Here is a 15084-nt window from a genome sequence, read left to right on the forward strand (position 1 = left end):
TGTCAGGTAGCCCGATTTGCAGGAGCGCATGGAGTGTAGCGGGTTAACATCATCACAACTCATGAAGAGTGGATCAAACATGTACAAAGACAAACTGCCAAGGCTAGCGTTCTACAGTGCTTTCGCACTTTTCCTCGGCGCAGCACCCTGCATGGCCTCAACACCATCCGACCAGCAACTCGAAACCCTGGTCAACGCCGCCGTCGGTCCGGTGATGCAAGAACAGAACATTGCGGGGCTCGCCGTTGCGATCACCCAAAATGGCCAGCAGCATTACTTTAATTACGGAGTGGCCTCCAAAGAAGAACGCCAACCGGTCAGCAAAGACACCCTGTTCGAAATCGGCTCGGTCAGCAAAACCTTCACCGCCACACTGGCCGCCTACGCGCAGGCCAACGGCAAACTGTCCCTGTCCGATCCTGCCAGCGCTGTTTTGCCGGCATTGCGCGGCAGCGCATTCGACCACATCAGCGTACTGCAATTGGGCACCTATACCGCCGGCGGGTTGCCGCTGCAGTTCCCTGGCGAAGCTGACCATCCAGAGACAATGCTGGGTTACTTCAAGCAATGGACACCGGTTTATCCTGCTGGCACCCATCGCCTGTATTCGAACCCAAGCATAGGGCTGTTCGGCTACCTCGCCGCCAACAGCATGGGCCAGCCGTTCGATATCCTGATGGAAAAGACCTTGCTGCCGAAACTGGGCCTCAAGCACACCTACCTCAAGGTCCCGCAAGAGCAAATGGAGCTATACGCTCAGGGTTACAACAAGGACGACAAGCCTGTGCGCGTCGGACCGGGCGCGCTGGACTCCGAAGCCTATGGCGTGAAAACCAGCGCCTCGGACCTGCTTCGTTACGTTGAAGCGAACATGCAACCTGGCGAACTGGAACAACCCTTGCAGCAAGCCATTGCCACCACTCACATCGGTTATTACACAGTGGGCGAAACGACACAGGGGCTAGGCTGGGAGTTCTACCATTACCCGGTCACGCTGGATCAGCTGCTCGCTGGCAACTCGACTGAGATGGCAATGGACGCTCATAAAGTTCAATGGCTGAACCCGCCGCAGCCGCAACAGGCAAACGTGTTGCTCAACAAAACCGGCTCCACCGGCGGCTTTGGGGCTTACGTCGCGTTTGTGCCCTCGAAGGACATCGGCATCGTGATCCTCGCCAACAAAAACTACCCCAACCCGGAGCGGGTCAAAATCGCCCATACAATACTGAGCGCCTTAACCGAATAACCAAGAGCAACACAATTCCCTGCAGCTGCCGAGCCTGAGAGGCAGCTACAGGAGCACAAAAAAGGGCGCCGCGATGGCGCCCTTTTCATTGCTCGGCCTTAGTGCTGCAGAGCCGGTTTTTGCGTCCCGTTGATCGGGATGCGTTTGGCTTTCGCCTCTTCTGGAACGATGCGCACCAGGTCGATGCTCAACAGGCCGTTACGCAGGTCTGCGGACTTGATCTCGATGTGATCCGCCAGGCGGAACGACAGCTTGAACGCACGCTGGGCGATGCCTTGGTGCAGGAAGGTCACGCTTTCGTTCGCTTCACGTTTGCCGCCACTGATGGTCAGCACACCTTTCTCGACTTGCAGGTCCAGGTCTTCCTCCTGGAAACCGGCCGCGGCGACGACGATGCGGTACTGATCATCACCGTGTTTTTCCACGTTGTACGGTGGGTAGGTGCTGCCTGGCTCGTTGCGCAGCGCGGTTTCGAACAGGTCGTTGAAACGGTCGAAACCTACCGAGGAACGGAACAGTGGGGCCAGGGAAAATGCAGTAGTCATGGTTCAAATCTCCTGAAAACAATCAGCAAGGTTTTTGTCTCCGCGACCCGAATTCGGCATCGCGTACCCCTTAAATAAGGACCGCTGATTGCATTTCAAGAGATTAATTCGAGATTTTTTCAGGCCGCTTCGCTGACTTGTAGACCGAGCAAACGCGAGACGTGATCGAGTTCGGTCTCACGACGCAGGACGGTGAACAGCTCAACCGCTTCCGGATAATTGCGGGTCAGCATCGCCAGCCATTGCTTGAGGCGGCCGGGCGATTGACGGGGCGTCATCTGCGCCTTGGCTTGCAACCAGAAGTCTTGGATCAGTGGCAACAGCTCGGCCCAAGTCATCTCGACCACTTCTTCACCGGCTCGCGCCGCGGCAATTTGCCGGGCCAAGTCCGGGCGCGAGACCAGACCGCGACCGAGCATGATGTCTTCGACGCCGCTGATTTCGCGGCAACGACGCCAGTCTTCGACACTCCAGATGTCGCCATTGGCAAACACCGGCACCTTGACCACGTCCTGCACCCGCGGGATCCACTCCCAGTGCGCTGGTGGTTTGTAGCCATCGGTCTTGGTCCGCGCATGCACCACGATGTGCGCTGCGCCACCTTCGGCCAAGGCTGTGGCGCAGACCAGCGAGCCGTCCGGGCTGTCGAAGCCGAGGCGCATCTTGGCGGTCACCGGGATGTGCGCCGGCACCGCGCGGCGCACGTGTTCGACGATTTGGTTGAGCAGCTCAGGTTCTTTGAGCAACACCGCCCCGCCGCGAGACTTGTTGACGGTCTTGGCCGGGCAGCCGAAGTTCAGGTCGATGACTTCAGACCCCAACTCACAGGCCAGCGCGGCGTTTTCCGCCAGGCAAACGGGATCAGAACCGAGCAATTGCACGCGCAGCGGCACGCCTGACGCGGTGCGGGCACCAGTCAGCAGTTCGGGGCCAAACTTGTGGTAGTAGGCAGGCGTGAGCAGTTGGTCGTTGATCCGGATGAACTCGGTCACGCACCAATCGATACCACCCACACGGGTCAGCACATCCCGCAGGATGTTGTCGACCAACCCCTCCATGGGCGCCAAAGCAATTTGCATGAAAAACACACTCAACGAAAAACGTGCGGCAGTTTACTGGATTGCGCAGGGAAATCGCAGATTCCTTGCAGGAGTGAGCCTGCTCGCGATGAACGATGACGCGGTGCACTGAACAAACCGCGTCATCGTTCATCGCGAGCAGGCTCACTCCCACACTAGATTTGGGTGGTATTCAGTTCTTGCGACAACAACGCCGGGCCGTAGCCTTCAATGAACTCGGCCGGCATGCGCTTGGGCTTGCCGGTCGACAGTTCGATGCAGACGAACGTGGTCTGGGCGCGCAGCAATGTGGTGTTGTCACGCGGGCGCTTCAACTGGAAGTGTCGGGTCATTTTCAGGCGCTGATCCCAATCGACGATCCAGGTCGCCAGCTGCAATTCGTCTTCTTCATAGGCGGCGGCCAGGTAATCGATTTCGTGCCGCACCACCGCCATCGCCCGGTCCAGCCGCCGATACTCGACCAGATCCAGGCCCAGACGCTGGGAGTGGCGCCAGGCACAGCGCTCGAGCCACGTCACGTACACGGCATTATTGGCGTGACCCAGCCCGTCGATGTCCTCGGCACCCACTTGCAGATCAATGATAAATGGCGTTGCCCGATCCCAACTCATGCCCCACTCCCGGTCAGATAAAGTCGACCGGGGCAGTGTAACGGATGCTTACGCCGATTGGCGCGATTGCAGGCTGCGACCGGCCAACAGTGATAACACACCATCAATGACCCGGGGATCGGCCAGCACCCGCTGATGGCCGCCCTCTTCCAGGCGCAGCAAGCGACTGTCGAACCAGGATTCATGGATCAGTTCGGATTCCTTGACCAACACGTAGCTGTCATCTTCGGCATGGACGATCAGGCCGGGCATGTCGAGTTGATAGTGAGCGACATCCAGCGCCGCTGCGCGCATGCCGACGTCTTTTTCGACCTGCCGAATGAAGGCCGAGCGTGCTTTGGGCGGCAGTCGCACGTAACGTGCAAAACCACGCAGCACCCCGAGAATTCGCGCCGGGGCGGCAATCGTTACCAGGGTCTCGGTGCGCAGGCCCAATTGAACGGCGAGCATGGCACTGGCGCCCCCCATCGAATGACCGATGACCGCTTGCAGCGGCGGCAACTCGGCAGCGGCTTCCAGCATGGCCCGAGCGAACAGCACGACGTTTGCCTCTTCGCCAGGTGAGCGACCATGCGCCGGGCCGTCGAGGGCGACCACGGTATAACCGGCCTCCACCAGCGCGGTGATGAGACTGGCGAACTGCGTCGGCCGGCCTTCCCAGCCGTGCATCAGCAACACGGCAGGGCCTTGCCCCCAACGTAGCGCCGAAAGGCCGAAGCGCAGCGTGATTCGTTCGGACTTCGCCAGAAGCGGCAGCTCCCAATCACGCGGAGGCAGTTCTCGCGGAGTCATGAATGCCAGTCGCATTTTGCTCGCGACCAGTTTCGGTGCGAACCAGCCCAAGGTGCCATTAACGCCACGAACCCACTTCAACGTGCTCATCGCTCTTACTCCTCAGGCCACTGCCTTCAGGTCATTGCACCGCCGACTTGGCGGCACGCAGCAATCGATCGGACAACTCTCCTGGCCCCAGCGCGCGAGCCAGGGCCAAACCGCCCACCATCAAGGCCATGTCTGCCAAGGCTTTGTCGGTGTCTTCCGGGCTGGCCGCCAACTGCGCGACCATCAATTCCACATGCTCATTCAGAGCAACACGAAACGCATCCGGCAGCCGCCCCAGTTCGCCAACAGACGCCGGGATCGGGCACGCCGATTCGGAGGAGTCACGGTGTTTACGTGACAGGTAAAACGCAGCCACCAACGCGCGACGCTCTTCACCGGTGAGTTGCGCATCCATGTCAGCAATCAGGTCACGACGGTGTCCCAGCAATTGCTGGAACGCCTCCAGCATCATGGCGTCCTTGCTTTCGAAGTGCGCATAGAAGCCGCCGACGGTCAGGCCGGCTGCGCCCATCACTTCGCCCACGCTCGGCTCTGCCGGGCCGCGCTGAATCAGCGCTGCGCTGGCAGCCTTAAGGATGCGTTCGCGGGTTTGAGCTTTTTTATCGTTCATCGTTGCCTCCGAATATTACGACTAGAATATTATTCTCATAATAATTTTTCGCAAGTCATGGATGTGACCGCTGGTCTGAAGAACAGTTTGAAAGAAATAGGGGATTTGGCCAAACGCCAGACAAACAAAAGGGCCATTCAATAATTGAATGACCCTTATAAAATCCCGCAGAGCGGGTAATCGTGGCGTCCCCTAGGGGACTCGAACCCCTGTTACCGCCGTGAAAGGGCGGTGTCCTAGGCCACTAGACGAAGGGGACGCAAAACCTTCTATACAACTGATCAGTGCTGAGAGCTGATCGATTCAAGGCCTGCGTGGCCAGACCTTGAACTGTAAAATTGGTGGAGCTAGACGGGATCGAACCGTCGACCTCTTGCATGCCATGCAAGCGCTCTCCCAGCTGAGCTATAGCCCCGGATTTTTCGCCTCGCGGCGGAGCGACATCTTGCAACATCGCTTCTGTAAAACTGGCGTCCCCTAGGGGACTCGAACCCCTGTTACCGCCGTGAAAGGGCGGTGTCCTAGGCCACTAGACGAAGGGGACGCAAACCCTTCTATACAACAGATCAACGCTGAGTGTTGATCGCTTCAAGGCCGGTGTGGCCAGACCTTGAAGTGTAAATTGGTGGAGCTAGACGGGATCGAACCGTCGACCTCTTGCATGCCATGCAAGCGCTCTCCCAGCTGAGCTATAGCCCCTCATCGCTGAGGACGGGGCGAATCTTAATGGCGGATCAGAAAGCTGTCAAACTTATTTTTAACAATTTTCAAAATTTTTTGTCGCCATAACAATCACTTACCGCCCTCCCCCCGTAAATCCGGGGGGTGTATCCGTTCTTGTAGCAGCTGCCGCAGGCTGCGTCCGAGTGCGTAGCGCTCGCAATCCCGGGCAGGGACTGCTTCGCAATCCGACGCAGCCTTCGGCAGCTGCTACAGGGATGGGGGTGTCAGGCAATGTTGCCCAAGAGTTTTTCCCACTCCTTGTTTTCTTTCTTCGACACGCCGCCCAGCAGGTCAATCGCCTGGCGCAGACGGAATCGGGTCAGGTCCGGACCGAGGATTTCCATCGCATCCAGCACCGACACCGAACTGGCCTGCCCCGTGATCGCAGCAAACATCAGCGGCATGGCGTCACGCAGCTTCAGCTCCAAGGATTCGACCACCGCTTGAATCGTCGCAGTGATGCTGTCCTTCTCCCACTGACGCAGGCTTTCCAGTTTCCACAAGATCAGCTGCATCAACTGACGAACCTGATCGCCCGAGAGCTTCTTCGATTCAAACAATTTGGCATCCGGGTTCACGCCACCGGCAAAGAAGAAGCCGGCCAACGGTGCAACCTGGCTGAAGGTTTCAACGCGACCCTGTACATGCGGCGCGATCTTCATCATGTATTCAGGGTTCAATGCCCAGGTTTGCAGGCGCGAAGCGAACTCCTCCACCGGCAGATCACGCAGCCACTGGCCGTTGAGCCACGACAGCTTCTCGATGTCGAAAATCGGCCCGCCCAGCGAGACACGGCTCAAATCGAAGTGGTCGACCATTTCCTGCAACGAGAACTTCTCGCGCTCGTCCGGCATCGACCAGCCCATGCGGCCCAGGTAGTTGAGCATCGCTTCCGGCATGAAGCCCATGCGCTCGTAGAACGTCACCGAGGTCGGGTTCTTGCGCTTGGACAGCTTGCTCTTGTCCGGGTTACGCAGCAGCGGCATGTAGCACAGTTCCGGTTGTTCCCAGCCGAAGTACTCGTAAAGCAGGATCAGTTTCGGTGCCGAGGGCAGCCACTCTTCACCGCGCAGGACGTGGGTGATGCCCATCAGGTGGTCGTCGACCACGTTCGCCAGGAAGTACGTCGGCAGGCCGTCGGTCTTCATCAGCACTTGCATGTCCATGCGATCCCACGGGATCTCGACGTCGCCACGCAGCATGTCCGGCACCACGCACACGCCTTCGCTCGGCACTTTCATGCGGATCACGTGCGGTTCACCAGCGGCCAGGCGACGGGCGACTTCTTCCTTGGACAGCAACAGCGCACGGCCGTCGTAACGCGGGGTTTCGCCGCGAGCCATTTGCTCGGCGCGCATCTGGTCCAGTTCTTCGGCGGTGCAGAAGCACGGGAACGCATGGCCCATTTCAACCAGTTGCTGGCAATACTTCTGATAGATATCGCCGCGCTCGCTCTGACGGTAAGGACCGTGCGGGCCACCCACGTCCGGGCCTTCGCTCCAGTCGATACCCAACCAGCGCAGGGCGTCGAAAATCTGCTGTTCGGACTCACGGGTCGACCGCAACTGGTCGGTATCTTCGATCCGCAGGATGAACTCACCGCCATGCTGCTTGGCAAAGCAGTAGTTGAACAAAGCGATGTAAGCGGTACCTACGTGGGGGTCCCCGGTAGGTGATGGCGCGATGCGCGTGCGGACGGTGGTCATGGCAAGTCTCGAAATGAAGATAAAACAAAGGGCGAATGGTAACAGGCGACACCCGCCCGGCTCCAGTGAGCAGGGCATTTAAGCCAAGTTTGCGCCTACAACGCGCGTATACCCGGGTGAATGGCCGAATATCGTTCAATGGCATTTACCGCTTGTCGGCTGTATGACAGATTCACCTGCTGATATCTTTCCTTACACTTTCTCGACTACAGCCTGCCCCATGCCTGCCCAACTCAAGCGTCGCCTGTTTATTTTTCTGCTGCTCATCCTGCTGATTGCCGGGGGCTTCTTTGCCCAGTGGTACTTGAAGGGTCGATTTTATGAAAGCACCGATAACGCCTATGTCCAGGGCGAGATCACTCGCGTCTCTAGCCAGTTGAGCGCGCGCATCGACCAAGTATTGGTGCATGACAACCAGCACGTTGAAAAAGGCCAGTTGCTGATCAAGCTCGAAGGCGCCGATTTCGACCTCGCCGTCGACCGTGCCAGCGCCACCCTCGCCACCCGCCAGGCCGAACGCCTGCAAGCGCAAAGCAAACTCACCCAGCAATCCAGCCTGATCGCGGCCAGCGAAGCGCAAGTTGCCTCCAGCCAAGCCAGCCTCGGCCGGTCGCTACTCGACTTGACGCGCGCCCAGACGCTGCGCAAACCCGGCTACATTTCGGAAGAACGGGTGACCACCCTGTCGGCCGACAACCACATCGCCCGCTCGCAAGTCGCCAAGGCTCAGGCTGACGCTCAGGGCCAACGCCAGCAGGTCAACGCCCTGACCGCCGAGATCAAGCGTCTAGACGCGCAGATCGCCAACGCCAAGGCCGACCTGGCGCAAGCGGAACTGAACCTGACCCGCAGCGAAATCCACGCGCCCATCAGCGGCCTGATCGGCCAGCGTGCCGCCCGCGAAGGCCAGGTGGTGCAGGCCGGCGCGTACTTGCTGTCGATCGTCCCGGATCAGGACATCTGGATTCAGGCCAACTTCAAAGAAACCCAGATCGGCCGCATGCAGCCCGGCCAGAGCGCCGAGCTGACCTTCGACGCCTACAACGACACGCCGATCAAAGCGCGAGTCGACAGCCTGTTCGCCGCTTCAGGCGCGCAGTTCAGCCTGTTGCCACCGGACAATGCCACGGGCAACTTCACCAAAGTCGTACAACGGATTCCGGTAAAGCTGACTTTCGCCGCGGACAATCCGCTGCAAGGCAAGATCCGTCCGGGCATGTCAGTCACCGCCAAAGTGAACATCAAAGACGCCCCTGACGATGGCCGGTGACCAACTGATCCACCCGGTCGGCGAACCGACCCGGCGGGACTGGATTGCGGTCATGAGCGTGATGCTCGGTGCCTTCATGGCCGTACTCGACATCCAGATCACCAACTCTTCACTCAAGGACATTCAGGGTGCCCTGTCGGCCACCCTTGAAGAAGGCTCGTGGATTTCCACCTCCTACCTGGTGGCAGAGATCATCATGATCCCGCTGACTGCCTGGCTCGTGCAGCTGCTGTCCGCGCGACGACTGGCGGTCTGGGTTTCACTGGGCTTTCTGGTCGCCTCGTTGCTGTGCTCCATGGCGTGGAGCCTGGAAAGCATGATCGTCTTCCGCGCCTTGCAGGGCTTCACCGGCGGCGCGCTGATCCCGCTGGCGTTCACACTGACGCTGATCAAACTCCCTGAACACCACCGCGCCAAAGGCATGGCCATGTTCGCCATGACCGCCACCTTCGCGCCCTCTATCGGCCCGACATTGGGCGGTTGGCTGACTGAAAATTGGGGCTGGGAATACATCTTCTACATCAACGTTCCACCGGGCCTGATCATGATCGCCGGCCTGATGTACGGCCTCGAGAAGAAAAAAGCGCACTGGGAGCTGCTGAAAAGCACCGACTACATGGGCATTCTCACTCTCGGCGTCGGCCTCGGTTGCTTGCAGGTGTTTCTGGAAGAAGGCCACCGCAAGGACTGGCTGGAGTCGAACCTGATCGTGACCCTGGGCAGCATCGCGTTGATCAGCCTGATCACCTTTGTGATCGTGCAAGTTTCCAAGCCCAACCCGCTGATCAACCTGGGCATCCTGCGCAACCGCAACTTCGGTCTATCGAGTATTTCCAGCCTGGGGATGGGGGTCGGGCTGTATGGCTCGATTTTCCTGTTGCCGCTGTACCTGGCGCAGATCCAGAACTACAACGCCCTGCAGATCGGCGAAGTGATCATGTGGATGGGCGTGCCGCAGCTGTTTCTGATTCCGTTGGTGCCCAAGCTGATGAAGTACATTTCGCCGAAGTGGCTGTGTACGCTGGGATTCGGGCTGTTCGGGTTGGCGAGTTTTTCTTCGGGGGTGCTGAACCCGGACTTCGCCGGGCCGCAGTTCAATCAGATCCAGCTCATTCGCGCGCTGGGCCAGCCCCTGATCATGGTCACCATTTCGCTGATCGCCACGGCGTACATCCTGCCGCAGGACGCGGGGTCGGCGTCGAGCCTGTTCAACATCCTGCGTAACCTCGGCGGCGCGATTGGCATTGCCCTCCTCGCCACCCTGCTGGATGCGCGAACCAAGACGTACTTTGATTATTTGCGCGAAGCCATCGTGCCGAGTAATCCGCAGGTGGCCGAGCGGCTGGCGTCGATGGCAGACCGGCTGGGCAGTGATACGGCGGCGCTGGGTAAAATCAGTGAAATCGCACACCAGCAGGCGTCGATCATGGCTTACAACGATGCGTTTCACTTTGTCGGGATTGCGCTGGGGGTGAGCATGCTGGCGATATTGCTGACCAAAAAATTGCCGGGGGGGATTAAGGCTGGGGAAGTACATTAAGACCGAGTACGCCCCTATCGCGAGCAAGCTCGGCTCCTACAGTAGGAGCCGAGCTTGCTCGCGATGGCGGCCTGACAGGCGCTGCAAATCAGACGGTGATCAACCGCTCCCGCAACTTGCCAATCTCATCGCGCATCTGCGCCGCTGCTTCAAACTCCAGATCACGCGCCAATGCGTACATCTTCTCTTCCAAGGCTTTAATACGCTTGGCGATCTCTCCCGGCGAACGCAATTCCGCTTCGTACTTGGCGCTCTCTTCGGCAGCCTTGGCCATGCCTTTGCGCTTCTTGCTGCGCGAGCCTGGCACGGTGGCGCCTTCCATGATGTCGGCAACGTCCTTGAACACACCCTTCGGGGTGATGCCGTTGGCCAGGTTGAAGGCGATCTGTTTGTCGCGACGGCGCTCGGTTTCGCCGATCGCCCGCTCCATGGAGCCGGTGATGCGGTCGGCATACAAAATCGCCCGACCGTTGAGGTTACGCGCCGCTCGGCCGATGGTCTGGATCAGTGAGCGCTCGGAGCGCAGAAAGCCTTCCTTGTCCGCATCGAGAATCGCCACCAGCGACACTTCCGGCATGTCCAGGCCTTCACGCAGCAGGTTGATCCCCACCAGCACATCGAATGTACCGAGGCGCAGATCACGAATGATTTCGACCCGCTCCACGGTGTCGATGTCCGAGTGCAGATAACGTACGCGAACGCCGTGGTCGGCCAGGTAATCGGTCAGATCCTCAGACATGCGCTTGGTCAGGGTGGTGACCAGAACCCGTTCTTCCAGCGCCACGCGCTTGGTGATTTCCGAAAGCAGATCGTCAACTTGGGTCAGCGCCGGGCGGATTTCAATTTGCGGATCGACCAGCCCCGTCGGGCGCACCAACTGCTCAACGACGCGGCCTGCATGCTCTGCCTCGTAATTGCCGGGCGTCGCCGAGACAAAAATCGTCTGCGGGCTGATGCTTTCAAACTCGTCAAAACGCATCGGCCGGTTATCCAGCGCGGACGGCAGGCGGAAACCGTATTCCACCAGCGTCTCTTTACGCGAGCGGTCGCCCTTATACATGGCGCCGACCTGCGGCACGCTGACGTGAGATTCGTCGATCACCAACAAGGCGTCGGCCGGCAGGTAGTCGAACAACGTCGGCGGCGCCTGGCCGGATTCACGACCGGACAGGTAGCGCGAGTAGTTTTCGATGCCGTTGCAATAACCCAACTCGAGGATCATCTCCAGGTCGAAGCGGGTGCGTTGCTCAAGACGCTGGGCTTCTACGAGTTTGTTATTGCTGCGCAGGTAATCCAGACGCTCCTGCAATTCAACCTTGATCCCCTCCACGGCACCGAGCAGGGTTTCTCGTGGCGTCACGTAGTGGCTTTTCGGATAGAAGGTGAAGCGTGGCAGCTTGCGGATCACTTCGCCGGTCAGCGGATCGAAGGCGGACAGGCTCTCGACCTCGTCATCGAACAGCTCGATGCGGATCGCTTCAAAATCGGATTCGGCCGGGTGGATATCAATCACATCGCCGCGAACCCGGAAGGTTGCACGAGCGAAGTCCATGTCGTTGCGGGTGTATTGCAAGTCCGCCAGACGCCGCAGCAAGGCACGCTGATCGAGTTTGTCGCCGCGATCCACGTGCAACACCATTTTCAAATAGGTTTCCGGGCTGCCCAGACCGTAGATGCACGACACGGTGGTGACGATGATCGCGTCTTTGCGCTCCAGCAACGCCTTGGTCGCGGACAGGCGCATCTGCTCGATGTGGTCGTTGATCGAGGCGTCTTTCTCGATGAAAGTGTCGGACGACGGCACGTAGGCTTCGGGCTGGTAATAGTCGTAGTAGGAAACGAAGTACTCCACCGCGTTGTTCGGGAAAAACGCCTTGAACTCTCCATACAACTGCGCGGCCAGGGTCTTGTTCGGCGCCAGCACCAGGGTCGGACGCTGCACTTGCGCGATCACGTTGGCGATGCTGAAGGTCTTGCCCGAGCCGGTCACACCGAGCAACGTCTGGTGCGCCAGCCCGGCTTCGATGCCTTCCACCATCAGACGGATGGCTTCCGGCTGATCGCCGGCAGGCTCGAAGCGGGTGACTAGCTGGAATTCAGACATTCAATACCCCTGGGGTCGCGCCTGACCGGTCAAACCGGACAGCAACGAGAAAGACCACAAACGACCGACGTCGCCCGAGGAAAAAACTGGATTGTGCTCAATGTGGAGTCGATTGCCTGCTCTTTCAAGGCAAACGTCCTACATCCGGTGAATCCTATGACGGCGCCAATCGACTAACGGTCGAAAAATAATCGGAAAAACTTAGCGGAAAAGCCGAAACGTCTGTCGCCATCGATCGCAGATGGCCTCTATACTAGCTCCCCGTTTGTGCACCGCTCTAGTGCATTCGGCTGGAGCGCCACACGTCCCTCCACTCTCCATTCAGAGCCGCCGCAAAAATGAGCCTGTTCTCCGCTGTCGAAATGGCACCACGCGATCCAATCCTGGGCCTCAACGAAGCATTCAATGCCGATACCCGTACCAACAAGGTCAACCTGGGGGTCGGTGTTTACTGCAACGAGGAGGGGCGAATTCCACTCCTGCGCGCCGTTGTCGAAGCCGAGACGATTCGTGCCGCTCAACACGTTTCCCGTGGCTACCTGCCAATCGACGGCATCGCTGCCTACGATCAGGCTGTGCAGAAACTGCTGTTTGGCAATGATTCGCCACTGATCGCCGCCGGCCGTGTTATCACCACCCAAGCCGTGGGCGGCACAGGTGCACTGAAAATCGGTGCCGACTTCCTCAAGCAACTGCTGCCGAACGCCGTCGTGGCGATCAGCAACCCAAGCTGGGAAAACCACCGCGCGCTGTTCGAAACCGCCGGTTTCCCGGTGCAGAACTACCGTTACTATGACGCCGCGACCCACGACGTAAACCGTGCTGGCCTGCTGGAAGACCTGAACGCCCTGCCCGCCGGCTCTATCGTTGTGCTGCACGCCTGCTGTCACAACCCGACCGGCGTGGACCTGAGCCCGGCGGACTGGAATAACGTCCTGCAAGTGGTGAAAGCCAAGGGGCACGTGCCGTTCCTCGACATGGCGTATCAAGGTTTCGGCGATGGCATCGACGAAGACGCCGCCGCTGTGCGCCTGTTCGCCGAATCGGGCCTGACCTTCTTCGTTTCCAGCTCGTTCTCCAAATCGTTCTCGCTGTACGGCGAGCGCGTTGGCGCCCTGTCGATCGTCAGCGAATCGAAAGAAGAAAGCGCGCGCGTGCTGTCGCAAGTCAAACGCGTGATCCGCACCAACTACTCCAACCCGCCAACCCACGGTGCAAGCATCGTCGCCGCTGTGCTCAACAGCCCGGTCCTGCGCGCCCAGTGGGAAGAAGAACTGGCTGAAATGCGCCTGCGGATTCGCGGCATGCGCATCCAGATGGTTGATCTGCTGGCGAAAAACGCCCCTCAGCGCGATTTCAGCTTCGTGGGTCGTCAGCGCGGCATGTTCTCTTACTCCGGCCTGACGGTTGAGCAAGTCACCCGCCTGCGCACCGAGTTCGGCATCTACGCCCTGGACACCGGCCGCATTTGCGTGGCCGCGTTGAACCAGAGCAATATCGACGTGGTGACCAAGGCTATCGTTCAGGTGATCTGAGTCGTCCAGTGATATGAAAAACGGGAAGCCGATTGGCTTCCCGTTTTTTATTTGTCGCAGATAATTTTCAAAGCAGCGACTCAGCCCTCTAGACTCCACACCATTCAAAATGTAGGAGCTGGCTTGCCAGCGAAGGCGACGGCGACGGCGACGGCGACGGCACATTCAATACCTGTGCAAGCTGACCCACCGCTATCGCGAGCAGGCTCACTCCTACAGGTTTTGTGTACATCCAGGCATTTACGAGAACCCACATGAAAAACGATGACCTACGCGCAGACCGTGATGAACTGGACGACTTCGTGCCTCGCACCCCGGCCAAACGCGGCAGCAACCTGGTAATGCAAGTCGCTGCGGGCGTATTTCTCGGCGGTCTGGCCTTGTGGCTGGTGCAACTGGCCGCCACGACGCTCTACGCCAAAATGATGCTCGGCACCTTCACATTCGGCGGTTAAGCCAGTTCGGTGGCACGCTGGCTGGCGGCATCGTCATAGGCGACATAGAGCGACTCGGCAATCTGACTCTTGATCGCCTTGGTGCTTTCCAGGCCCAGAACAAAACCCTCGGCCTTGCCGCCGGCGCGGTTCAATTCCTCAGCGGTGCTGGCCTGTGTAATTGCGTCGAACAGTTTTTCGGCGTGGGGGCCGACACCTTTGGGCAAGCTGATCTGAGCGATGCTCATGCGAACACCCCGTTGTTGTGGGGTGTGCAGGTTGAGTGATTCATGGCGCGTACCTTTTCGGCGAATGGCCGGCAGCGCGTGTTACCACTTCCGGGCGGCCATGGTAGACCTCTGGGACGAATCTGGTAACCGCCCATGGCCGATAAACCACCGTCTGTCCCGACGAATCACCCATGTTGCTATCAAGCGCTTGACTTCTCTTTTTGAATCAGTAACATAGACGCCATTCCGCGATAGCTCAGTTGGTAGAGCAAGTGACTGTTAATCACTGGGTCCCTGGTTCGAGTCCAGGTCGTGGAGCCATACAAGGTTTCAGAGAAAGCTTCCAAAATCTCTGAAACCACCGAAAAACCCGCCTTCTCAGACTGTGTGAAAACACACTGATGGTGGTTCCAGCAAACGCCCCGACTTGTTCGGGGCGTTTGCTTTTGTGCGGACAGCAGACGAAAAAAGGCTTTTCAGTCCATCAGCGCCATCATCTGACGCACGCCCAGCACGTTAATCGCTCTTTTCAGGTTATAGGCGTTCACCGCCAAGGCCATTTCAGCCCTCGCGCCTTCAAGCTGTCGCAGCAAGAAGCGCGCGTTACC

At 59.0% G+C, this 15084-nt stretch carries 13 protein-coding genes and 5 tRNA genes; 6 read left to right on the forward strand and 12 right to left on the reverse strand.

All coding sequences use genetic code 11. The annotated features are described in order from the left end of the window. The first annotated feature begins 79 nt into the window (after nucleotides 1-79). Complete coding sequence (ampC, locus tag KGB06_RS16335) at nucleotides 80-1246, forward strand: class C beta-lactamase (RefSeq protein ID WP_223517482.1); 1167 nt, start codon at nucleotides 80-82, stop codon at nucleotides 1244-1246. A gap of 98 nt (nucleotides 1247-1344) precedes the next feature. On the opposite strand, the gene KGB06_RS16340 is transcribed toward ampC, so the two are convergent. From KGB06_RS16340 to gltX, 10 genes are all read right to left on the reverse strand, one after another. Next, nucleotides 1345-1791 (reverse strand): Hsp20 family protein, encoded by a 447-nt coding sequence (locus KGB06_RS16340; protein WP_223517491.1) that lies wholly within the window; start codon nucleotides 1789-1791, stop codon nucleotides 1345-1347. 119 nt (nucleotides 1792-1910) lie between these two features. Further along, a complete protein-coding gene (locus KGB06_RS16345; protein ID WP_223517493.1) occupies nucleotides 1911-2870 on the reverse strand; it encodes a tRNA dihydrouridine synthase in 960 nt (319 codons plus the stop codon). Between the two features lie 155 nt (nucleotides 2871-3025). Beyond that, nucleotides 3026-3481 (reverse strand): acyl-CoA thioesterase, encoded by a 456-nt coding sequence (locus KGB06_RS16350; protein WP_223517495.1) that lies wholly within the window; start codon nucleotides 3479-3481, stop codon nucleotides 3026-3028. Nucleotides 3482-3529: 48 nt separating this feature from the next. Beyond that, nucleotides 3530-4363, reverse strand: coding sequence for an alpha/beta fold hydrolase (locus tag KGB06_RS16355; RefSeq protein WP_223517497.1), 834 nt, complete (start codon nucleotides 4361-4363; stop codon nucleotides 3530-3532). 31 nt (nucleotides 4364-4394) lie between these two features. Beyond that, entirely contained in the window at nucleotides 4395-4934 is a 540-nt protein-coding gene (locus tag KGB06_RS16360; RefSeq protein ID WP_007943510.1) for a TetR/AcrR family transcriptional regulator, read from the reverse strand. Between the two features lie 183 nt (nucleotides 4935-5117). Continuing rightward, nucleotides 5118-5193: transfer RNA gene (locus tag KGB06_RS16365), tRNA-Glu, on the reverse strand. A gap of 80 nt (nucleotides 5194-5273) precedes the next feature. Then, nucleotides 5274-5349, reverse strand: a tRNA-Ala gene (locus KGB06_RS16370). A gap of 53 nt (nucleotides 5350-5402) precedes the next feature. Next, nucleotides 5403-5478, reverse strand: a tRNA-Glu gene (locus tag KGB06_RS16375). A 79-nt stretch (nucleotides 5479-5557) separates the two neighbouring features. Continuing rightward, nucleotides 5558-5633: transfer RNA gene (locus tag KGB06_RS16380), tRNA-Ala, on the reverse strand. Between the two features lie 248 nt (nucleotides 5634-5881). Continuing rightward, on the reverse strand, nucleotides 5882-7363 hold the full coding sequence (gene gltX / locus KGB06_RS16385; protein WP_109633228.1) for a glutamate--tRNA ligase: 1482 nt from the start codon (nucleotides 7361-7363) through the stop codon (nucleotides 5882-5884). 220 nt (nucleotides 7364-7583) lie between these two features. Between gltX and KGB06_RS16390 the strand changes: the two genes are divergently transcribed. Then, on the forward strand, nucleotides 7584-8633 hold the full coding sequence (locus KGB06_RS16390; protein ID WP_223517499.1) for an HlyD family secretion protein: 1050 nt from the start codon (nucleotides 7584-7586) through the stop codon (nucleotides 8631-8633). Beyond that, nucleotides 8623-10173: an MDR family MFS transporter gene (locus KGB06_RS16395; protein WP_223517501.1), complete on the forward strand. Its 1551-nt coding sequence runs from the start codon at nucleotides 8623-8625 to the stop codon at nucleotides 10171-10173. The genes KGB06_RS16390 and KGB06_RS16395 overlap by 11 nt, the downstream gene beginning before the upstream one ends. Nucleotides 10174-10261: 88 nt before the next feature. Here the strand turns inward: KGB06_RS16395 and uvrB are convergent, their stop codons facing one another. Next, complete coding sequence (gene uvrB, locus KGB06_RS16400) at nucleotides 10262-12277, reverse strand: excinuclease ABC subunit UvrB (protein ID WP_223517503.1); 2016 nt, start codon at nucleotides 12275-12277, stop codon at nucleotides 10262-10264. A gap of 338 nt (nucleotides 12278-12615) precedes the next feature. On the opposite strand from uvrB, the gene KGB06_RS16405 reads away from it, so the two are divergent. Both KGB06_RS16405 and KGB06_RS16410 read left to right on the forward strand, forming a co-directional pair. Continuing rightward, the gene (locus KGB06_RS16405) at nucleotides 12616-13812 is read left to right on the forward strand and encodes an amino acid aminotransferase (protein WP_223517504.1); all 1197 of its coding nucleotides are present in this window, start codon (nucleotides 12616-12618) and stop codon (nucleotides 13810-13812) included. A gap of 254 nt (nucleotides 13813-14066) precedes the next feature. Further along, the gene (locus tag KGB06_RS16410) at nucleotides 14067-14267 is read left to right on the forward strand and encodes a hypothetical protein (protein WP_223517506.1); all 201 of its coding nucleotides are present in this window, start codon (nucleotides 14067-14069) and stop codon (nucleotides 14265-14267) included. Here the strand turns inward: KGB06_RS16410 and KGB06_RS16415 are convergent. Then, the gene (locus tag KGB06_RS16415) at nucleotides 14264-14494 is read right to left on the reverse strand and encodes a hypothetical protein (protein WP_007943502.1); all 231 of its coding nucleotides are present in this window, start codon (nucleotides 14492-14494) and stop codon (nucleotides 14264-14266) included. The two genes, KGB06_RS16410 and KGB06_RS16415, sit on opposite strands and share 4 nt — an antisense overlap. Before the next feature lie 227 nt (nucleotides 14495-14721). Between KGB06_RS16415 and KGB06_RS16420 the strand changes: the two genes are divergently transcribed. Beyond that, a tRNA-Asn gene (locus KGB06_RS16420) sits at nucleotides 14722-14797 on the forward strand. Nucleotides 14798-15084 lie beyond the last annotated feature (287 nt).

The sequence above is a fragment of the Pseudomonas sp. GL-B-19 genome (genome assembly GCF_019956415.1).
Lineage (GTDB): Bacteria > Pseudomonadota > Gammaproteobacteria > Pseudomonadales > Pseudomonadaceae > Aquipseudomonas.